The following is a 20,229-nucleotide window of genomic DNA, read 5'->3' as shown; positions in this document are numbered from 1 at the left end:
GCACCGCTTTATCGGCAGGATTGGCCTGGACTGGAGGCGTAATTTCTGCGAATTGGCCTCAGCTGGCGGGCAACCGCTGAATGAAGTCGACAACGCGCTGGCCAAGTTCGGCCGCTTGCGGCAGTTGCGGGTCAAGGTAGCTGTCGCGTTGCTGGCTGATTTCTTCGGGGGCGATGCGCAGCATGTGGTTCATGCCCTTGATCAACGCCAGTTCGGCATCCGGCTTGGCCGCCTTGAGGATCTCGGCGTTATCGACACCGACCTGGAAGTCATGGGTGCCCTGGATGATCAATGCCGGTACCTTGACCTTGGCGAAGGCCTCGGCCGGGTCCTGGCGGAACAGCGAAATCAGGTAGGGCTGCACGCTCGGGCGCAGGACGTCCTGCAGTGGCAGCGGCACGCGGGAAGAAGTCTTGCCGTTTTTCAAGCGGTCAAGGATGTCATGGGCACTGGCCATGTAGCGCCCGGGGATGCGGTCAAACATCTGCGCGCGCAGCGCCTTGTCGATCGGCCAGCCGCTGCCGGCAATGCTGATCACCGCGCTGGCGCCGCTGTGCTCGGCGGCAAGGCTGGCGATCAGCGCACCTTCGCTGTGGCCGAGCAGGACCAGGCGGCCGAAGCGTGGGTCGGCCTTGATTTTCTGGCTCCAGGCCACCGCGTCGGCAACATAGCGTTCCACCGTCAGGTCACGCTCATCCGGCGTAGCAGCCAGGCTGGCGGCGACGCCTCGCTTGTCGTAGCGCACGCTGGCGATATTGTTTTTCGCCAGGGTCAGGGCCAGTTGCTTGAGGTTGTCGGTATTGCCGCCGTAGGGGTTGTTACCGTCGCGATCGGTCGGCCCGGAGCCAGCAATGATCAGCACCACCGGTGGCGGCTGCTCGGTGCGCGGCAACAGCAGGCTGCCGTGCAGCACGCCGCTGCCGGTATCGAGGCTGAGCGGGCGCTGGAACACGACGGGGGCAGCAGCCTGGACCAGACCACTGAACAGCAGGGCGATTACTGCAACAATACGCAACATCATCAGGCCACTATCGAGAGAGTGCGGTTTGGACCGGGGCCAGCGCAGAAGGTTCGCCGTCAGGGATGAACTGAATGGTTAGCCTGCGTATACTGGCGGCCTTGTTCAAATCTGGCTGATTCGCGGAGCGTCCTGCATGTCCGGCAATACCTACGGCAAGCTGTTCACTGTCACCACCGCTGGCGAAAGCCATGGTCCGGCGTTGGTCGCCATTGTCGATGGCTGCCCGCCGGGCCTGGAAATTTCCCTGGCCGACCTGCAGCACGACCTCGATCGGCGCAAGCCCGGCACCAGCCGCCACACCACCCAGCGCCAGGAAGCCGACGAAGTCGAAATCCTCTCGGGTGTGTTCGAAGGCCGCACCACCGGTTGCTCGATCGGCTTGCTGATTCGCAACACCGACCAGAAGTCCAAGGACTACTCGGCGATCAAGGACCTGTTCCGCCCGGCCCACGCCGACTACACCTACCACCACAAGTACGGTGAGCGCGACTACCGCGGCGGTGGCCGCAGCTCGGCGCGCGAAACCGCCATGCGCGTGGCCGCCGGCGCCATCGCCAAGAAGTACCTGGCCAGCCAGGGTATTCGCATTCGCGGCTACATGAGCCAGCTCGGCCCGATCGAAATCCCTTTCAAGACCTGGGATTCGGTGGAGCAGAACGCCTTCTTCAGCCCCGACCCGGACAAAGTCCCGGAGCTTGAGGCCTACATGGACCAGCTGCGCCGTGACCAGGATTCGGTCGGGGCAAAGATCACCGTGGTCGCCGAAGGTGTCATGCCGGGCCTGGGCGAGCCGATCTTCGATCGCCTGGACGCCGAGCTTGCCCATGCGCTGATGAGCATCAACGCAGTCAAGGGCGTGGAGATCGGCGCGGGTTTTGCCAGCGTCGCCCAGCGCGGCACCGAACACCGTGACGAGCTGACCCCAGAGGGTTTTCTCAGCAACAACGCCGGCGGCATTCTTGGCGGTATTTCCTCCGGCCAGCCGATCGTTGCCCACCTGGCCCTCAAGCCGACGTCGAGCATCACCACCCCGGGCCGCTCCATCGACGTCGATGGCAACCCGGTCGAGGTCATCACCAAGGGCCGTCACGACCCGTGCGTGGGTATCCGCGCCACGCCGATCGCCGAAGCGATGATGGCCATCGTGCTGATGGACCACCTGCTGCGCCATCGCGGGCAGAATGCCGAGGTACGCGTGAACACCCCGGTACTGGGCCAGCTGTAATGCCGGCCTCGGCCAATCGCGCTGCGGCTCGCTGAGCCGTGGCGGCGATTCCCTACTGGCGGCTGTCCAGCTTCTACCTGTTCTACTTCGCCTTGCTTGGTTCGACCGCGCCGTTTCTGGCGTTGTATTTCGATCATCTGGGTTTTTCCAGCGCGCGCATCGGCGAGCTGGTCGCCATTCCCATGCTGATGCGTTGCGTGGCCCCCAACCTGTGGGGCTGGCTGGGTGACCGCAGTGGCCAGCGCCTGCTGATCGTGCGCCTGGGGGCGTTGTCGACCCTGGCGACCTTTTCGCTGATCTTCTTCGCCAAGAGCTACGCCTGGCTGGCGCTGGTAATGGCCCTGCATGCGTTCTTCTGGCATGCGGTATTGCCGCAGTTTGAAGTCATCACCCTGGCCCATCTGCAGGGGCAGACCGCGCGTTACAGCCAGATCCGCCTGTGGGGGTCGATCGGCTTCATCCTCACCGTAGTCGGGCTTGGCCGCTTGTTCGACTGGCTGAGCCTGGACATCTACCCGCTGGCGCTGGTGATTATCATGGCCGGTATCGTCCTGGCCAGCCTCTGGGTGCCCAATGCCCAGCCGCCGGGGCAGAATGAGCGGGCCAGCGGCGGCGGCTTTCTCAAGCAACTGGCCAGCCCCGGGGTTGCCGCGTTTTACCTGTGCGTGGCGCTGATGCAACTGAGCCACGGCCCGTACTACACCTTCCTGACTCTGCACCTTGAGCACCTGGGCTACAGCCGCGGCACCATCGGCATGCTCTGGGCGCTGGGGGTGGTGGCCGAGGTGCTGATGTTCCTGGCCATGAGCTGGATTCTGGCGCGGGTATCGCTGCGCCGGGTGCTGCTGGCCAGCTTTGCCCTGGCGGCAGTGCGTTGGGCGTTGCTCGGCAATTTTGCCGAACATTTGGGCGTACTGTTGCTCGCCCAGCTCTTGCATGCGGCCACCTTTGGCAGTTTTCACGCGGCCGCCATCGCCTTCGTGCAACGCAGCTTCGCGGCCCGCCAGCAAGGTCAGGGGCAGGCGTTATATGCCGCACTGGCCGGCACTGGCGGCGCCTTGGGCGCCCTGTATTCGGGTTACAGCTGGAACCTGCTGGGGCCGGCTACCACCTTTAGTATTGCCAGCATCGCAGCCCTGGCTGCAGCCGTTATCATTGCGCTTCGAATGAAAGAGGATAGTTGCCCCGATGAGCAGCCTTAGCGTGTATCACCAGTCCACCCCGGACACCCCAAACAAGGTACTGACTCACCTGGAGGACATCGCCGCGACCCTGCAAGAGCAGGGCGTGCGTTTTGCCCGTTGGCAGGCTGGCGCGCCGATTCAGGCGGGCGCCAGCGACCAGCAACTGATTGGCGCTTATCAAGCCAGTATCGATGCGCTAAAAGCCGAGACCGGTTACGCCCGTGTCGAGGTAAGCCGCGAAGCGGATACCAGCCTGCGCGATGAGCACACCTGTGGCGAAGAGCGACTGCACTTTTTTGCCGCCGGGCGCGGGCTGGTCAGCCTGCGGATCGAGGACTACATCTATGCGGTGTTGTGCGAGAAGGGCGATTTGATCGGCGTGCCGGCAGGGGTTCGGCACTGGTTCGACATGGGCGAGGAGCCGCGGTTCGTGGCGATCCGGGTGTTCAACCGGCCGGAAGGTGGGCTTGTACGGTTTACTGGCGATTCGATTGCCAAGATGTTCCCGCGGCTTGACGACTGATAAACGCCATCACGGGGCAAGCCCGCTCCTACAGGTAGGAGCGGGCTTGCCCCCGCGAAGTTACCGATAAGTCGGCAAGGCAAACCGCTGCTGGCTTTGCAGCATCGAAATCACCGGCAGCTCACTGGCCTGTTCAGCCAGGTCGCGGCGAATCGCACTGATCGCCCACGACAGTTGTTCGGCGCTATGCAGCTGGGCATAAGAAATCGAGCGCTTGGTCTGGGTACCGTCGGCTGCCCGCAGGGTCAGCAGAATTCCGCCATCGGGGCGCGCCTGGGTGGTGACATCGTAGGCGGAGAATACCGAGGCGAATTTTTCCTGGATGAGGTCCATATCAGCTCCTGACTGTTAGTGGCAGACATGGAGTGACAGGTGCAGCGACTGTGCCAGCTTTTTGATTTTATAAAATCTTTATAAATCAATGGCTTAGGATTTGGTTGGGAAAGGTGTGCCGTGCATTCTGCATGGTCGTGCATTTTGCACAGTGCATTTTGCAGTATCGCCTTGGCCAATAGATTTCTTCTGTCATGGCCATGACTTATCCACCGTTGACCCGCCGCGCTCCCTGCTCAAGACTTGGGCCTTTCCGATAGCCAGGAGGTTCCCCATGTCTGACCAACGCAGGCCAACGCCGATGAACGACGACGAGGCGGCAGCGTTTGCCGAAGAGGTCTTCGACCGGGCGCGCAAGGGCGACGCGGTGATACTCGGGCGCTTGCTGGAAAACGGCTTGCCAGTGAACCTGCGCAATGGCAATGGCGACACCTTGCTGATGCTTGCCAGCTACCACGGGCACCTGGATGCCGTGGCGGTACTGCTCGAGCACGGCGCCGACCCGCAGATCGCCAATGACAAGGGCCAGTTGCCGATTGCCGGCGCGGCCTTCAAGGGTAACCTGGAGATGGTCCAGCTGCTGGTGGACAAGGGCGCCGAGGTCGATGGCGCGTCCGCCGATGGACGCACCGCGCTGATGATGGCGGCGATGTTCAACCGCACGGTGATTGTCGACTACCTGCTGGCCCAGGGCGCCAACCCGCGCCATCGCGACGCCCGTGGCACCGATGCCCTGGGCGCGGCGCAAACCATGGGCGCGCCCGAGACCACCGAGCAGTTGCTCAAGCTGCTCGGCTAACCCCACGGGGCCTTTTGCGGCTATCCTTGGCGACTTTTTTCAGCGTCGCAGGGCCCCTTCATGAAACTCCAACTGGCCGAACTCATCGGCAAAATCAGCGCTGGCTGCATGGGCGAGGACGAAGTCGCGCGTATCGCCGACGAAGCCGCCCAGGCCTATGCCGACCCGCAGGCGTTTCTCGCCGCCAACCCGGACATCAACTACGACGACAGTTTCCCTATCCCGCTGGGTGAGTGGATTGTCGTCGGCAGCCTGCCCGACACCGTGTTGTTCCAGGCTGATAGCTATCAGGACCTGTTCCAGCAGATCACCGACTCTTTCGACAAGAGCGTGCCGTTCAACCTCAAGCCCAAGCAACTGGCCAAAGTCGAGGCGCTGACCGCGCTTAACCGCATCCAGGTGCAGATGGGGGCGATGAACAAGGAAGCCGGCGGCTATGTGCTGATGAACTTCAGCCAGTTGCTCGATGACGAGCTGCAGATGGTGCTGGTCGGCAACGACGACCTGCCGCGGGTGCTGGAGCTGTGTGCCGAAGTCGGCATCGCCGCAGCGCCGGCCCTGGAAGCGCTGCGGGTGGCCGTGCACGTTTAACCCAGGGCGGTATCGAGGAACATCATCACCGCAAAACCGCCCATCAGGCCCAGGGTTGCCGAGGTCTGGTGGCCGTTGCGGTGGGTTTCCGGAATCACTTCGTGGGACACCACGAAAATCATCGCCCCGGCTGCCAGGCCCATGCTCACCGGGTAGGCAATGGCAAAGCCGGTGGAAATACCCAGGCCGATCACTGCGCCAATGGGCTCCATCAAACCAGAACCGATGGCCACCAGCGCCGCCTTGAAGGTCGAGAGACCGGTGGCGCGCAGTGCCAGCGCCACGGCCAAACCTTCGGGAATGTCCTGGATGGCGATGGCGCTGGTCAGCGGCAGGCCGACATTAAGGTCACCGTTGGCAAAGCTGACGCCGATGGCCATGCCCTCGGGCAGGTTGTGCAGGGTGATGGCCAGGACGAACAGCCACACCCGGTTGATCCGCTCCGCCTGTGGGCCGCAGGGGCCGGTACTTTCGTGCTCATGCGGGGTGAAGCGGTCAAGGCCGAGCATCAGCAAGACCCCCAGGCCCATGCCGACCACCACCGTCAGTGCCGCGTACGGGCCGTTGCCGGTGATCTCCCGCGCGGCGTCGAGGCCCGGCAGAATCAGCGAGAAGGAGCTGGCGGCGAGCATCATCCCGGCGGCAAAGCCGAGCATCACGTCCTGGGTGCGCGCGCTGACCTCGCGCAGCACCACTGCCATGACTGCGCCAAGGGCGGTGGCGGCAAATCCGGCGAGGCCGCCGAGCATGGCCATGTGCAGGTTTTGCTGGTGGTCGCCATGCACAGCATTCCACGCGCTGGCGATCAGCAGGCCGAGCACCGCCAGCAAGCTCAGGCCCAAACCTGCGCTGAGCCACGGGCTGCTTTGTGCCTGTTGCATCCAGGCGTTCCACAAGGGGACGGGAGCGGGGCTGCTGTGACTGTGGGCGGGTGGCATAGGAACCTCTCTGGCGCAATTCAATCACTCGAGTGTAACCAGCGCTGCCTGGGCGCGGCGAACGATTCGCCTCTATGGGCCTGATAGCCAGCTATCCTGAGGGCAGACGCGACCAAGGGAGAAATACCATGGGTTCTACCTTCAATAGCCTGGTTGGGCTGATCATCCTCGCCCTGGACATCTGGGCGATCATCAATGTGATCAAAAGCGGTGCCAGCGGGGGCGCCAAGATTCTCTGGATCCTGCTGATTCTGCTGCTGCCGGTGCTGGGCCTGATTATCTGGGCGATAGCCGGGCCGCGGGGCAATGTGCGGCTGTAGCCCGGGATAATCTTCAGATCAGCCAGGTCCCCTCCAGTTCCAACAGGATCTGCTTGCGCTCGATCCCGCCGGCAAAGCCGGTGAGGGTGCCATTGCTGCCGATCACCCGGTGACAGGGGATGATGATGGCAATCGGGTTGGCGCCATTGGCGGTGCCCACTGCCCGTACCGACCTGGGGTTGCCGATGGCCTGGGCAAGTTCGCCGTAGCTGCAGGTGGTGCCGTAGGGAATGCGCTGCAGGGCCTGCCAAACCTCGCGCTGGAACGGTGTGCCGCGGGGCGCCACACGCACCTCGAAGGTCTCGCGCTTGCGCGCGAAATACTCGTCCAGTTGGCGCGCCACGTCGTCCAGCTGGTTGCTGGCCGGCAGCCAGTCCGCGGCCAGCTCCCAGGGCTGGGCGGCGTCCATGTGCAGCAGGCGCAGGCCCTGTTCATCGCCTGCCAGCAGCAGCGGGCCTAGCGGGCTTGGTAGGTAGCGAAAAAACATGGGGTAATGATCTCCCTGCGGATAACCCTGATTCTATTACGAAATTTTCACAAACGATTGCCGACAATTTGCGCGCGCAATTATCCGTTCGCCGAATGACCGTGCAACGCGCTCGCGTTTAGGGCACATTTGCCGATTCGTTTTACCGCCTTCCTCGAACCTGAACCCTAGGATCTTCCAATTCATGGCTAACACGGACGCCTTGAGTCAACAGCGGGCTGCGTCGCGCCCGTTGCAACCGACGCTGAAATCGCATCTGGCCTACACCCTGCTGTGCGGGCTGGTGATCATGCTGATGCTCAGCCTGGTCCGCCTCGCGTTGCTGGTCTACAACAGCGACATGATCGGCGACACGCCGACCTTGACCGTAGCCGAGGGTTTCCTCAATGGCCTGCGGTTCGACTTGCGGGTTGTGGTGTACCTGAGCATCCCGCTGCTGCTGGCGATCCTCAGTGCCCGCGCCATGGCTGCCCGCGGCCTGTTCCGGGCCTGGCTGACCATCGCCTCGAGCATCGTCATGTTCCTCGGTCTGATGGAGATGGACTTCTATCGCGAGTTCCATCAGCGCCTCAACGGCCTGGTGTTCCAGTACGTCAAGGAAGACCCGAAAACCGTGCTGAGCATGCTCTGGTACGGTTTCCCGGTGGTGCGCTACCTGCTGGCCTGGGCTTTTGGCACCTGGCTGCTGAGCCTGTTGTTCAAGGGCATCGACCGCCTGACCCGGCCTGCTGGCGGGTATGAAAGCCAGGTAGCAGGCACGCGCAGCGTTGCGCCCTGGTACGTGCGCGGCGTGGTGTTCTTCATGGTCTTGCTGGTAGCGGTCATCGCCGCTCGCGGTACCCTGCGCCAGGGCCCGCCGATGCGTTGGGGTGATGCCTTCACCACCGACTCGAACTTCGTCAACCAGCTGGGCCTGAACGGCACCCTGACTCTGATCGACGCGGCCAAGAGCCGTTTCGGCGAAGACCGCGCCAACATCTGGAAGTCGACCATCGAGCAAGGTCTGGCGACCCAGACCGTGCGCGACATGCTGCTGACCGCCAACGACAAGCTGGTCGATGCCGACAGCGCCGCCGTGCGCCGTGACTTCACCCCGCCGGCGGACAACACCCTGCCAATCAAGAACGTCGTGGTGATCCTCATGGAGAGCTTCGCCGGTCATTCGGTTGGCGCCCTGGGCAGCCCGAACAACATCACCCCGTACTTCGACAAACTGGCGAAAGAGGGCCTGCTGTTCGACCGCTTCTTCTCCAACGGCACCCATACCCACCAGGGCATGTTCGCCACCATGGCCTGCTACCCGAACCTGCCGGGCTTCGAATACCTGATGCAAACCCCGGAAGGTGGCCACAAGCTGTCCGGCCTGCCGGCGCTGCTCAGTGCTCGTGACTACGATGACGTCTACGTCTACAACGGTGACTTTGCCTGGGACAACCAGTCCGGTTTCTTCGGCAACCAGGGCATGACCACCTTCATTGGCCGTAACGACTTCGTCAATCCGGTGTTCTCCGACCCGACCTGGGGTGTGTCCGACCAGGACATGTTCGACCGTGGTAACGAAGAGCTGGCCAAGCACGATGGCAAGAAGCCGATCTACGCGCTGCTGCAGACCCTGTCCAACCACACGCCGTATGCGCTGCCCAAGGATCTGCCGGTCGAGAAGGTTACCGGCCAGGGCCGCCTGGACGAGCACCTGACTGCCATGCGCTACTCCGACTGGGCCCTGGGCCAGTTCTTCGAGAAAGCGCGCAAGGAGCCTTACTTCAAGGAAACCCTGTTCGTCATTGTCGGCGACCATGGCTTCGGCAACCACCAGCAGGTCACCGAGCTCGACCTCGGGCGCTTCAACGTGCCGCTGCTGCTGATCGCCCCGGGTATCCAGGAGAAGTTCGGTGCGGTCAACCACACCGTGGGTACCCAGATCGACATCGTGCCGACCATCATGGGCCGCCTGGGCGGCGAAACCCGTCACCAGTGCTGGGGCCGTGACCTGCTCAACCTGCCAGCCGGTGACCAGGGCTTCGGCATGATCAAGCCATCGGGCAGCGAGCAGATCGTCGGGCTGGTCAAGGGCGACCGGATCCTGATCGAGTCCAAGGACATGTCGCCACGCATGTACCGCTACGAGCTGGGCGCCAACTTCAAGGCCGAGCTGATCGAAGCCCCGGACCAGACCGAGCTGACCCACAAGCTTGAGTCGTTCATCCAGACCGCGACCAAGAGCCTGCTGGATAACACTGCGGGTGTAGTGCACGGCACCCCGGAATAACGACGTTGCGGGTGCTGTAAACAGGACCCCGGCTTGCCGGGGTCTTGGCTTTCTGGGCCATGGATGCTCAAATCGCGCGCTTGAGGAAGCGGGGGCTGCAACGGCGCCCATCAAAAAAGGATTTTTGCGTGCGCGTGTTCGTATTGTTTGCCGGCCTGTGCCATTCACTGTTGGCGCTGGCCGATGTTGCACCGGCGGATTACCAGACGCCCCCCGGCTGGCGTACCGAATGCATGGGCCGGGTGCAGTTCGATGTGCCCAAGGACATTGCCTGGCACACTTCCAGTGGCTACTGGCAGTACTACAATTTCGAGCTCCCCACTCCCACAATCACCCCTGGGGACAAGCAGATTGCCTACGGCGAAGGATTGACCGGCGAGCTGCCCTTTCTGGTCGACATTGAGGTCAGCCCGTTGACCACCCGTGCACTCTACGAACAGATCCGCTATGTGCAGGGCCTCACCCGTGGCCCGGCGCAGGAGCGGGTGGTGAAGGCGCAGATGGAGGCGCTGGATGCCGCCATCTCTGCGAGCCGTGACGACGAAACGCGCTACAGGGCCCTGAGTGATCAGTACTACGACTTGCGTGAAAAGCTCCAGCGCATAGGCTATGTGACTTCGCAACTGGTGGTGCTTGACGACATGATCAAGCAATTTACTGGCGAGGGGCGGTCGGTGGCGAAGCTGCAGGTCGAGCGCGATGCCTTCTTCGAGGAGCAGGCGCAATGGCCGACCGATGTAGAGTACGAGCATGAGCGCTTTATCGAGCTGGGTGTGCCAGACGCCTCTGCAAACTGGTATGAAGGCAATCTGACTGCCTACCTGTGGCGCGATCAACGCATCTACCGATTCAAGTTCTACAGTGGCGCCAATACCGCGACAGACACCGCGGCGCTGGCCCGGCTGGAGCCCAGGGCGCGCGCTGTGCTGGCCGCGTTCCGCATCCGCAAGCAATACGAAATTCCCCAGGACAACGGCTTCTGTGTGCCCTTCGGCTTCATTGCCGATGATGGCACGCCGCGCCATGCCATCACCTTGGGCCTCAACCCCGCAGACAACTCGAACCTGTTGCACCGCCTGAGCATGAGCAGTGACAGTGACAAGGCCGTCGAGATGGTGCCGATGCTGCTGGATCGACTGATTGCCAACCCGTTTCCGCTGCAGATCAGCGTCGATAAGTTCGGGCCCTCAAGCGTGCGGATCGGCGCCGCCAAGGGCAGGTTCGGCGGTGCACGCTTTCGCGTCTATGAGCCTGACAGTTTGAAGCCGGCGGCCACAGAAACGTTCAGGATGGTCGCCGGCGCCTTGGGCTCCGGCTACCAGCCCACTGTGGTGCTGGGAGTGACCGATGAACACTCCGAGCCGCCGCTGCAGTTCGAGCCTTCCAGGGACGATTTTCTACGCACGCTGCAAAGCATACGCGCGCTGCCAGGCGCTCATCGCTTCGAGCCGCAAGAAGACTGAACAACCACCGCTGTATCGAGGTCAACGGAAGGTAAGCCCGATTCACCCTGAACATCTGTACAGAGGAGAGTCCAATGAAAGCATGGGTCATTACCTTCGTTGACCAGAAGGGCGAGCGTACCTCGCTGCCGCTCAGCGCAGAGCTGGAACCGAGTATCGAAGAGGCGGCGCGGCTGATTCGCTCCCATCTGTTTCCGGTCCTGGGCGAGCTGGACCTCAATGATTTCCAGGACCGCGAAACCTCGCCAACGGCCAAATGGCTGAAGGAGCAGAACGGGGTGGAGATCACTGCCATCACTGAAGGGCCTTGAACCCGCATGCCGGCTGGCACGCTGGGCAATCAGGCGCTACGCTGCAGACAAGGTCGGGCGATTTTTTCTGATTGTCCGGGCTTGCCGATCCACGTCACGCAACAGCTCGAATTGCCCCCGCACGGCTTGTGTGGCGGGCAGGTGCGTTTTGCACTGAAAGTCTATCCATCGGTAATGAGGAGGACGATTCATGAGCAGCCAATACGAGGACATCAGCAGCACGGTCTTGCGTCGGATGAAAGAAGGCGGGTTCAACTTCGCGCAGATTCATCCCATCGAGTTTTATGCGGTCTTTCCGGACGAGGCACGGGCGCGGCGAGCGGCAGGTAAGTTTCGCGGCGAATCACTCAGTGCCCAGGTCCACGAGCGTGATGATGGCGCCTGGCACCTGGAGCTGAGCAAGGTGATGTTTGCAACCTATGGCGGTATCGGCGAATTCGAACAGGATTTCGAAGCGGTGATCGCCCCGCTGGGCGGAGAAATAGAAGGCTGGGGCGTCAAGCAGGAACGTCAACTGGCTTGACCGGCAAGCAAGCGCGGCGCTTCGCAATGAGGCGCCGCCGTCAAAGCGAGCGCAGCGGTTGCACAGATCTGGTGCGACCGTTCTTCGTTTAAAACGCAACATACTGAATAACAAGGAATTGTGCCGCTGGCACGGGGCTTGCGATGGCTCCGGTGCACGGGTGACAAGGAGTTCGGCATGATCCGCACCTTTTATGACGAAATGTACGCCGCTGACGGCCAGGTCCGTCCGCACTACCGGGAATTCGCCCGCTGGCTGGCCGAAACCCCGCCAGAGCTGCTGGCCCAGCGTCGACGTGAAGCCGACCTGCTGTTCCACCGCGCCGGCATCACCTTCACCCTCTATGGCGACGAGCAGGGCACCGAGCGCCTGATTCCCTTCGATACTATCCCGCGCAGCATCCCGGCCAGTGAATGGCGGGTGGTCGAACGGGGCTGCATTCAGCGGGTCAAGGCGCTGAACCTGTTTCTAGCCGACCTGTACCACGACCAGCGCATCATTCGCGCCGGGATCATTCCGGCCGAGCAGGTGCTGGCCAACGAGCAGTACCAACTGGCGATGCAGGGCCTGGACCTGCACCGCGACATCTATTCGCACATTTCCGGGGTCGACCTGGTGCGCGACAGTGATGGCAGTTACTACGTGCTCGAAGACAACCTGCGCACCCCCAGCGGCGTCAGCTACATGCTTGAAGACCGCAAGATGATGATGCGCCTGTTCCCCGAGCTGTTCGCTGCCCAGCGCATCGCGCCGATCGATCATTACCCCAACCTGTTGCTCGATACCCTCAAGAGCTCAAGCCCGCTGGACAACCCCAGCGTGGTGGTGTTGACGCCCGGGCGTTTCAACAGCGCCTTCTTCGAGCATGCCTTCCTCGCCCGCGAGATGGGCGTCGAGCTGGTCGAGGGCGCCGACCTGTTCGTGCGTGACGAGCGGGTATTCATGCGCACCACCGACGGCCCCAAGGCGGTCGATGTAATCTACCGGCGCCTGGACGATGCCTTCCTCGACCCGCTGGCCTTCAACCCCGATTCGATGCTCGGTGTGCCCGGGCTGCTGGCGGCTTATCGCTGCGGCAACGTGGTGCTGGCCAATGCCATTGGCACCGGGGTGGCCGACGACAAGTCGATTTACCCCTATGTCACCGACATGATCCGCTTCTACCTCGACGAGGAGCCGATCCTCAAGAACGTGCCGACCTGGCAGTGCCGCAAGCCTGAAGAACTGTCCCACGTGCTGGCGCACCTGCCGGAGCTAGTGGTCAAGGAAACCCAGGGTTCCGGCGGCTACGGCATGCTGGTCGGGCCGGCGGCCAGCCGTGCCGAGATTGAGGCGTTCGCCGCCCGGATCAAGGCCCGGCCAGCGGCCTATATCGCCCAGCCGACGCTGTCGCTGTCGACCTGCCCGACCTTTGTCGAAAACGGCATCGCCCCGCGGCATATCGACCTGCGCCCGTTCGTGCTGTCCGGGCGCGAGACCCGGGTGGTGCCAGGCGGCCTGACCCGGGTCGCGCTGCGCGAGGGCTCGCTGGTGGTCAACTCGTCCCAGGGCGGCGGCACCAAGGACACCTGGGTGGTCGAGGATTAAGTCATGCTGAGTAGAACTGCCTCTGATTTGTACTGGATGTCGCGTTACCTGGAGCGGGCGGAAAACCTCGCGCGGATGCTCGATGTCAGTTATTCGCTGTCGCTGATGCCGCAAGACGGGCGCGGCGATGGCCTGGATGAAATGGCCATGCCGCTGCTGATCACCGGCACCCTCGACGACTACCTCGAGCGCCATGGCCAGCTGCATGCCGAACGCCTGCTGCACTTCTTCGCCCTCGACCCGGAAAACCCGGCGAGCATTTACAGCTGCCTGGGTGCCGCGCGGGCCAGTGCCCATGCGGTACGTGGGCGGATCACCGCCGACATGTGGGAAAACATCAACGCCACCTGGCTGGAAATTCGTGGCATCGCCGAGCAAGGCCTGGGCCGTTATGGCATGAGCCGTTTCTGCGAGTGGATCAAGGAACGCTCGCACCTGTTCCGTGGCGCCACTTACGGCACCATCATGCGCAACGACGCCTTTCGCTTCATCCGCCTGGGCACCTTCATCGAGCGCGCCGACAACACCCTGCGCTTGCTCGATGCCCGCTACGAGATGCTTGGCGACGAGGCCGAGGCGGTCAGCGACAGCTCGGCGCGCGGTTACTACCAATGGAGCGCCTTGCTGCGCGCGCTGTCGTCATTCGAGGCTTACACCGAAATCTACCGTGATGCACCGGCCGCTCGCCATGTTGCCGAGTTGCTGCTGTTGCGCGCCGACGTGCCGCGCTCGCTGCGTGCCTGCACCGAGGAAATCGACCTGATCCTCGCCAGCCTGCCCGGCGGCAACGGCCGCCCGGCCCAGCGCCTGGCCGCCGAGGTGGACGCGCGCCTGCGCTACACCTCGATCGATGAAATCCTTGCCGAAGGGCTGCACCCCTGGCTGACCCATTACATCCCGCTGGTGCGTGAACTGGGCAACGCCATTCACAGCGCCTACCTGGAGGCCGTATGAGACTGACCATTAGCCACGAAACTGCCTACCACTACGAAGACCAGGTGCGTGCCAGCATCCAGTACCTGCGTCTGACTCCTCACGACAGCGAGCGTCAACAGGTGCTCAGTTGGCAACTGGACCTGCCGCGGCCGGTGCGCGCGCAACTGGACCCGTTCGGCAACATCCTGCATGTGCTGAGCCTGGAAGAGCCACATTCGGACCTGGTCATCGGCGCCCGTGGCCTGGTCGACATTGATGAAAGCCGCGAGGCCGAGCACGAGTTGCAATCGCCGCTGCCGTTCCTGCGCTTCACCCGCCTGACCGAAGCTGACGAAGCCTTGCGTGCCTTCGCCAGCCAGCAATGCCGCAAGCGCCGTGACCGCTCGACGTTGATCGAACTGATGAATGCCCTGAACCAGCGCATGGCCTACAGGCCCGGCAGCACCGCCGTGGATACCAGCGCCGCCCAGGCGTTTGCCGGCGGCGCCGGGGTATGTCAGGACCACACCCATGCCTTCCTGGCCTGCGCGCGCAGCCTGGGCATCCCGGCGCGCTATGTGTCCGGTTACCTGTTCGACAGCGACAGCCAGCAGATGGCCAGCCACGCCTGGGCCGAAGCCTGGCTGGAGGATGCCTGGTACAGCTTCGATGTCACCAACCAACTGGCCCGGCCTGAACGCCACCTGAAACTGGCGGTGGGCCTGGACTACCTGGATGCCTGCCCGGTGCGCGGCATGCGCCGCGGTGGTGGTTTCGAGCAGATGCACGCCAAGGTGCTGGTGACCCCGACCCTCAACGCCCAGCAGCAGTGAGCCTCAGGGTTTGCGCGTGGCCATGTGGGCCAGGTACGCCAGCAGCTCATCCAGCTCGCTATCGCTGATGACCGCTGCGGCAAACCCGGGCATTTTTGCCTGGGGCCACTGGCGCAGGCTTTGCGGGTCACGGATGTAACGCCGGAGGAAATCGGCCTGGAAGTACTCGGTCGGGTTGTGCGGCAGGTTCAGGTCCGGGCCGAACTGGGCGTCCCCGGCGCCGTTGAGGCGATGGCAGGCCAGGCAGTTCTTCTGGAACACGGCAAAGCCCTGGTTGACCGGGTTGTCGGCGTTAATGCCTGGCGCCGGGCGCATGGCCGGGAAGCGTTCGGCCACTGCCGCCAGGCGGCGAATGCTGGCGACCTGGAAAGGCCATTGCTCAGGGCTGATGCGCCCGGCTTGCGGGTCGGTCCAGACCAGGTAAAACGGCCCGGCACCGGGCTTGCCCTTGGCCAGTGCCGGCCAGGGTCTGGCCGGGTCTTCAATGGCCAGCCAGGCCCGCGCAGGGCCGTCCTTGAGCAAAGGCGCGGCGGGCATCTCGGCGGCGAAACCGTCCAGGGCAATGGCTTGCAGGTGATCATCGGCCTGCACTCCCTGTAGGAGCACAGCCAGTGGTACCGCGCGGTAATGCATGGTTCGCTTGTAGGAAACGTCGTTTTCAATCTGGATATCCTGCGCCAGCGGATGCGCCAGCAACTCGGCGCTCTGCCAGTGGCGGCTGCCGTTGCCCAGGTCGAGGGTCAACTGCGCCGCCTGCAGGGGCAGGCACAGCAGGGCGAGCAACAAGCTGAAACAGTGGCGCATGGGCAGTCTCCAACCATCAGGGTCGGCAGATTACCTGCACACAACCGGCTTGTGCCAGGCACAAACCGCGGGAAGAGGGCATGCCGCTCAGCCGAACAGGCGTGAAAGGTTCGGCAGGATCAACAGCAGCGTAGTGGCGAAGAGAATGAGCCCGGCTTGACGTACTTTGTGTTGTTTGAACATGGCTGACCGCCTTTTTGTTGTTATTCCTGAGTGCCCAGAGGCTTCCTTGTCGTCGATCTGGCGAACATCATTTAACGTGGTGAAACATTAAGTCGCGAACCGTTGCTAATGGGTATACAGCTAACCTTAGGGTCAACGTCACCCGTGTTTTAGAACGCTTTAATCTGTACTTATTACGCTTCAGATATTTTTCGCTATGAGGCCTTTGGCCATCCACCAGCATTCCCCTTGCTAGACGCCTGCGCCACATCGGCAAGTGGATCCCAAGCTCATGACCGTTCGTCCGAGCATCATACTTGCCTGCGCGCCTTATTCGGGGCAGGCTTTACGGGGCAATCCCGCCTTTGTCGTTCAGGACTATCTCTATGTCGCTACGCATCTGCATCCTGGAAACCGACGTCCTGCGACCGGAGCTGGTCGAGCAGTATCAGGGCTACGGACGGATGTTCGAGCAGCTGTTTACCCGCCAGCCAATCGCCGCCGAGTTTCGCGTCTACAACGTGTTGAACGACGAATACCCCGATGATGACCAAGTGTTCGATGCCTACCTGGTTACAGGCAGCAAGGCCGACTCGTTCGGTGATGATCCGTGGATTCACAAGCTCAAGGCGTTCCTGCTGGAGCGCTATCAGCGTGGCGACAAACTGCTTGGCGTGTGTTTTGGTCATCAACTGCTGGCGCTGCTGCTGGGCGGCAAGAGCGAGCGCGCGCACCAAGGCTGGGGGGTGGGTACCCACCGCTATGTGATGAACGCCAAGGCGCCGTGGATGAGCCCACAGGTCGAAGAGCTGACCTTGCTGATCAGCCATCAGGACCAGGTCACCCGCCTGCCGGAGAACGCCACGGTGATTGCCTCCAGCGACTTCTGCCCGAACGCCGCTTATCACATCGGCGACCAGGTGCTGTGCTTTCAGGGCCACCCGGAGTTCATCCACGACTATTCGCGGGCGCTGCTCGAGCTGCGCCAGGACAGCCTCGGCCAGGAGGTCTACCGCAAGGGCATCGACAGCCTGGCGCAGCAGCACCAGGGCAGCACGGTGGCTGAATGGATGATGCGCTTCGTCGCGCACAAGCCCCAGGGCAGTTCGGCCTGAGGCCTGCCGTTACAGCCAGCCGGAGCGCTTGAAGCTGGCGTACAGCGCCGTGCAGCCCACGGCGATCCCGCCCAGCACGGCAAAGTAGCCGTAGTGCCAGCTCAGCTCCGGCATGTTCTGAAAGTTCATCCCGTAGATCCCCGCCACGGCGGTGGGGAAGGCCAGGATCGCCGCCCAGGCGGCGAACTTGCGCTGCACGATGCTCTGGCGTGACGACTCCAGCAGCATGCCGATTTCGATGGTCTGGCTGGCGATGTCGCGAATCCCTGCCAGGTCCTCCATCTGCCGGGTGACGTGGATCTGCACGTCACGAAAGTACGGGCGCATGTTCTTGTCGATGAACGGGAAGGTCAGACGCTGCAGTTCTTCGCTGACCTCGACCATCGGCGCCACATAGCGGCGCAGGCGCAGGATGTCGCGGCGCAGGCTGTGGATGCGCTGGATGTCTTCTTCCTTGAGCGAGCCGCTGAGCACGCTGCGCTCAAGCTCCTCGATCTCGCCATGAATGGCTTCGCTGACCGGCTGGTAGTTCTCGGTGACGAAGTCGAGCAGGGCGTAGAGCACGAAGTCTTCGCCGTGCTCGAGCAGCAGCGGCCGGGCCTCGCAGCGCTGGCGCACCAGGGCGTAGGATTTCGAGTGGCCGTTGCGGGCGGTGATGATGTAGCCGTTGCCGGCAAAGATGTGGGTTTCGATGAACTCCAGCTTGCCTTCATGGCGCACTGGCGAATAAGTGACGATGAACAGCGCATCGCCGAAGGTCTCGAGCTTGGGCCGGCTGTGCTTTTCCAGCGCGTCCTCGATGGCCAGCTCATGGAGGTTGAACTGGCGTTGCAGGTTGGCCAGTTCCTGGGCGTTGGGCTCTTCCAGGCCGATCCAGACAAAATGTCCGGGTTTGCTTGCCCACTGGCTGCCTTCATCGAGGCTGATATTGGTGACTTTTCTGCCGGCGCTGTACACCGCCGCCGCAACGACTCGACCCATGGTTGTCCGCTTCTTCTGTTAACCGTGCCAGTAGCTTGGTATGACCGGCACGATTCGGCAACCGTTCACGCCTGGGTCAGTTCACTTTCCATGCGATCGATGCAGTGTTGCATCTGCAGGCGGCACTGTTCGGCCAGGGCCGGCACATCCTGCTGGGTCAGGCCGCTGGTGGCGATCGGCGCCAGCGAACGGATGATGACCTTGCTGCGCCGCCAGCCGTTGAGCTTCAGGCGGCTGGCATAGCGGCTGACGCACACCGGCACGATCGGCACACCGGCTTCCACGGCCATGTGGAAGGCACCCTTTTTGAAGGTGATCAGATGCTCGCCGGCATTGCGCGTGCCTTCGGGGAACACCCAGATCGAGGTGTCGTCTTCGCTCAGGGTGCGGGTGGTGGTCTGCATGGCCCGGCGCGCCTGGTAGGCATTGCCGCGATCGACCAGGACGTTGCCGCCCAGCCAGAACAACTGGCCGAACAGCGGGATCCATTTCAGGCTCTTCTTGCCGATGCACACGGTGCGCGGCGGCACCACATGGCCGAGCACGAACAAGTCGTAGTTGGACTGGTGGTTGGCGATGATCACGCAGCCCGGCGGCTGGTCGAACAGCGGGCCGACCTCGGCCTTGATCTCAAGGCGCATCAGCCAGGTGGCGGGCAGGCCGTAAAGGCGTGCACAAATTCGGCTGTTGTCCGGGTTGAACGGTCGGCACAGGCCGACCAGCACACCAAGAACACCGGCCAGGAGAAAATGCAGCCCCAACAGGAACATGCGGATAATAAAAAGCATTCGTACGACTCACACCAGGCAAACGCGGCGCAGTGTACGGGTGTGCACTTCTATCGGCAAACGCTCATTGGGCGGGACAGGCCTGATTACACAATTAGTTGCAATCAGGCCTTGGTAGGGGGTCAGCCGAGGTGTGCCTGGTCACGGATGATCGCGTCGTCGAGCAGCTCCAGCAGAGCTTTGCGCACCTTGAGCTTGGTGTGCTTGTGGGCGTTCATGTTGATCTTCTTCAACTGCCGGGCGGCAGTCAGCGCAGCTTCCTGAAGTTGCTCGACCGGCACGACCTTGTCGAGGAAACCGGCGTCCACGGCGCTGGCCGGGTCGAACATCTCGGCATTGATCACCGAGCGGTGGAATGCTGCACGGCGCAGTCGATCGCGGGCCAGTTCAATACCGGCGTGGTGCATGGTCATGCCGATCTGCACTTCATTAAGGCCAATGCTGAACGGGCCTTCGACACCGATGCGGTAGTCGGCCGAGAGCAGCAGGAAAGCGCCCTTGGCCACCGCGTGGCCCGGGCAGGCGACGATGATCGGGAACGGGTGCGAAAGCATGCGCCGGGCCAGGGTCGAGCCTGCGGTGACCAGGCTGACGGCTTCTTTAGGGCCTGCGGTCATGACTTTGAGGTCATAGCCGCCGGACAGAATGCCGGGCTGGCCGGTGATGATTACCACCGCGCGGTCCTGCACGGCCTGGTCGAGGGCGGCATTGAAGGCCTTGATGACGTCAGGCGAGATGGCGTTGACCTTGCCGTTGTTCAGGGTCAGGGTGGCAATGCCGTCTTCGAGGTGGTAGGTAATCAGCTCACTCATGACAGAGTTCCTTAAAGGGGAGTGGGGCAGACGTTACTCAGGCAAGTGCCCGAGGTAAAGCGCTGTGACTGACTGACCGGTCAGCTTGACGGCCCGTTCGCTCGTGCTGACGGGAGTAGGTGAATCGGCGCTGTCAAAGCACGCCAGAGAATGGCGGCTTTGCCCTGTGTACCGTGGTTTTTTGCTTGAATGGCTTAAGCGCATGAATATTCTGAAAAAACCTTTGCCATCAGAACCTCTTTCGA

General features: G+C 62.6%; 22 protein-coding genes. 14 read left to right on the top strand and 8 right to left on the bottom strand.

Annotation, left to right across the window (positions count from 1 at the left end):
- Positions 1-58: 58 nt before the first annotated feature.
- On the bottom strand, positions 59-1,021 hold the full coding sequence (locus ACZ9A3_RS16370; protein WP_093380483.1) for an alpha/beta hydrolase: 963 nt from the start codon (positions 1,019-1,021) through the stop codon (positions 59-61).
- 133 nt (positions 1,022-1,154) lie between these two features.
- Between ACZ9A3_RS16370 and aroC the strand changes: the two genes are divergently transcribed.
- The 3 genes from aroC to ACZ9A3_RS16355 are packed head-to-tail and all read left to right on the top strand — an operon-like array spanning position 1,155 to position 3,953.
- Positions 1,155-2,246, top strand: a complete 1,092-nt coding sequence (gene aroC / locus ACZ9A3_RS16365) for a chorismate synthase (protein ID WP_045195301.1) — start codon at positions 1,155-1,157, stop codon at positions 2,244-2,246.
- A 38-nt stretch (positions 2,247-2,284) separates the two neighbouring features.
- Positions 2,285-3,448: an MFS transporter gene (locus ACZ9A3_RS16360; protein ID WP_258607672.1), complete on the top strand. Its 1,164-nt coding sequence runs from the start codon at positions 2,285-2,287 to the stop codon at positions 3,446-3,448.
- Entirely contained in the window at positions 3,435-3,953 is a 519-nt protein-coding gene (locus tag ACZ9A3_RS16355) for an acireductone dioxygenase (RefSeq protein ID WP_195884783.1), read from the top strand. Before ACZ9A3_RS16360 ends, ACZ9A3_RS16355 begins: the two co-directional genes overlap by 14 nt.
- A 60-nt stretch (positions 3,954-4,013) precedes the next feature.
- On the opposite strand, the gene ACZ9A3_RS16350 is transcribed toward ACZ9A3_RS16355, so the two are convergent.
- Positions 4,014-4,286 carry a DUF3509 domain-containing protein gene (locus ACZ9A3_RS16350; protein WP_045195296.1) on the bottom strand — a complete coding sequence of 91 codons (273 nt, stop codon included), beginning with the start codon at positions 4,284-4,286 and terminating at the stop codon, positions 4,014-4,016.
- Positions 4,287-4,560: 274 nt separating this feature from the next.
- Here ACZ9A3_RS16350 and ACZ9A3_RS16345 point away from each other — a divergent pair, with 274 nt between their 5' ends.
- Together ACZ9A3_RS16345 and ACZ9A3_RS16340 are read left to right on the top strand one after the other, a co-directional pair.
- Positions 4,561-5,085 (top strand): ankyrin repeat domain-containing protein, encoded by a 525-nt coding sequence (locus ACZ9A3_RS16345; protein WP_045195295.1) that lies wholly within the window; start codon positions 4,561-4,563, stop codon positions 5,083-5,085.
- Between the two features lie 60 nt (positions 5,086-5,145).
- Complete coding sequence (locus tag ACZ9A3_RS16340) at positions 5,146-5,676, top strand: hypothetical protein (protein ID WP_045195293.1); 531 nt, start codon at positions 5,146-5,148, stop codon at positions 5,674-5,676.
- Here the strand turns inward: ACZ9A3_RS16340 and ACZ9A3_RS16335 are convergent.
- Positions 5,673-6,614, bottom strand: coding sequence for a ZIP family metal transporter (locus ACZ9A3_RS16335; protein ID WP_045195291.1), 942 nt, complete (start codon positions 6,612-6,614; stop codon positions 5,673-5,675). The genes ACZ9A3_RS16340 and ACZ9A3_RS16335 overlap by 4 nt on opposite strands.
- Before the next feature lie 128 nt (positions 6,615-6,742).
- On the opposite strand from ACZ9A3_RS16335, the gene ACZ9A3_RS16330 reads away from it, so the two are divergent.
- Positions 6,743-6,934 (top strand): PLDc N-terminal domain-containing protein, encoded by a 192-nt coding sequence (locus tag ACZ9A3_RS16330; protein WP_045195289.1) that lies wholly within the window; start codon positions 6,743-6,745, stop codon positions 6,932-6,934.
- Positions 6,935-6,947: 13 nt separating this feature from the next.
- Here ACZ9A3_RS16330 and ACZ9A3_RS16325 read toward each other — a convergent pair whose 3' ends face one another.
- Complete coding sequence (locus tag ACZ9A3_RS16325; RefSeq protein WP_093380494.1) at positions 6,948-7,421, bottom strand: methylated-DNA--[protein]-cysteine S-methyltransferase; 474 nt, start codon at positions 7,419-7,421, stop codon at positions 6,948-6,950.
- 184 nt (positions 7,422-7,605) lie between these two features.
- Here ACZ9A3_RS16325 and ACZ9A3_RS16320 point away from each other — a divergent pair, with 184 nt between their 5' ends.
- The 7 genes from ACZ9A3_RS16320 (at position 7,606) to ACZ9A3_RS16290 (ending at position 15,322) form a co-directional block, all read left to right on the top strand.
- Positions 7,606-9,690 carry an LTA synthase family protein gene (locus tag ACZ9A3_RS16320; RefSeq protein WP_476252918.1) on the top strand — a complete coding sequence of 695 codons (2,085 nt, stop codon included), beginning with the start codon at positions 7,606-7,608 and terminating at the stop codon, positions 9,688-9,690.
- A 128-nt stretch (positions 9,691-9,818) separates the two neighbouring features.
- A complete protein-coding gene (locus ACZ9A3_RS16315) occupies positions 9,819-11,153 on the top strand; it encodes a hypothetical protein (protein ID WP_476252917.1) in 1,335 nt (444 codons plus the stop codon).
- 74 nt (positions 11,154-11,227) lie between these two features.
- Complete coding sequence (locus ACZ9A3_RS16310; protein ID WP_045195283.1) at positions 11,228-11,464, top strand: hypothetical protein; 237 nt, start codon at positions 11,228-11,230, stop codon at positions 11,462-11,464.
- Positions 11,465-11,654: 190 nt separating this feature from the next.
- Positions 11,655-11,987, top strand: coding sequence for a ribonuclease E inhibitor RraB (locus ACZ9A3_RS16305; protein ID WP_010226349.1), 333 nt, complete (start codon positions 11,655-11,657; stop codon positions 11,985-11,987).
- A gap of 177 nt (positions 11,988-12,164) precedes the next feature.
- Positions 12,165-13,574: a circularly permuted type 2 ATP-grasp protein gene (locus ACZ9A3_RS16300; protein ID WP_093380500.1), complete on the top strand. Its 1,410-nt coding sequence runs from the start codon at positions 12,165-12,167 to the stop codon at positions 13,572-13,574.
- Between the two features lie 3 nt (positions 13,575-13,577).
- Entirely contained in the window at positions 13,578-14,528 is a 951-nt protein-coding gene (locus ACZ9A3_RS16295) for an alpha-E domain-containing protein (protein ID WP_045195278.1), read from the top strand.
- Positions 14,525-15,322 (top strand): transglutaminase family protein, encoded by a 798-nt coding sequence (locus tag ACZ9A3_RS16290; RefSeq protein ID WP_045195277.1) that lies wholly within the window; start codon positions 14,525-14,527, stop codon positions 15,320-15,322. Before ACZ9A3_RS16295 ends, ACZ9A3_RS16290 begins: the two co-directional genes overlap by 4 nt.
- A 3-nt stretch (positions 15,323-15,325) precedes the next feature.
- On the opposite strand, the gene ACZ9A3_RS16285 is transcribed toward ACZ9A3_RS16290, so the two are convergent.
- Positions 15,326-16,126: a cytochrome c gene (locus ACZ9A3_RS16285; protein WP_476252916.1), complete on the bottom strand. Its 801-nt coding sequence runs from the start codon at positions 16,124-16,126 to the stop codon at positions 15,326-15,328.
- 548 nt (positions 16,127-16,674) lie between these two features.
- Here ACZ9A3_RS16285 and ACZ9A3_RS16280 point away from each other — a divergent pair.
- Positions 16,675-17,403 carry an amidotransferase gene (locus tag ACZ9A3_RS16280; RefSeq protein WP_093380506.1) on the top strand — a complete coding sequence of 243 codons (729 nt, stop codon included), beginning with the start codon at positions 16,675-16,677 and terminating at the stop codon, positions 17,401-17,403.
- Positions 17,404-17,412: 9 nt separating this feature from the next.
- Here the strand turns inward: ACZ9A3_RS16280 and ACZ9A3_RS16275 are convergent, their stop codons facing one another.
- The 3 genes from ACZ9A3_RS16275 to ACZ9A3_RS16265 form a co-directional block, all read right to left on the bottom strand.
- Positions 17,413-18,384 carry a magnesium and cobalt transport protein CorA gene (locus ACZ9A3_RS16275; protein ID WP_045195270.1) on the bottom strand — a complete coding sequence of 324 codons (972 nt, stop codon included), beginning with the start codon at positions 18,382-18,384 and terminating at the stop codon, positions 17,413-17,415.
- Positions 18,385-18,449: 65 nt separating this feature from the next.
- Positions 18,450-19,172, bottom strand: a complete 723-nt coding sequence (locus tag ACZ9A3_RS16270) for a lysophospholipid acyltransferase family protein (protein ID WP_045195267.1) — start codon at positions 19,170-19,172, stop codon at positions 18,450-18,452.
- A gap of 122 nt (positions 19,173-19,294) precedes the next feature.
- A complete protein-coding gene (locus tag ACZ9A3_RS16265) occupies positions 19,295-19,984 on the bottom strand; it encodes a crotonase/enoyl-CoA hydratase family protein (protein ID WP_476252915.1) in 690 nt (229 codons plus the stop codon).
- Positions 19,985-20,229 lie beyond the last annotated feature (245 nt).

The organism is Pseudomonas sp. TE4620 (assembly GCF_056279045.1).
The sequence above is the reverse complement of the archived record's forward strand: the minus strand, read 5'-3'. Positions and strand labels throughout refer to the sequence as shown.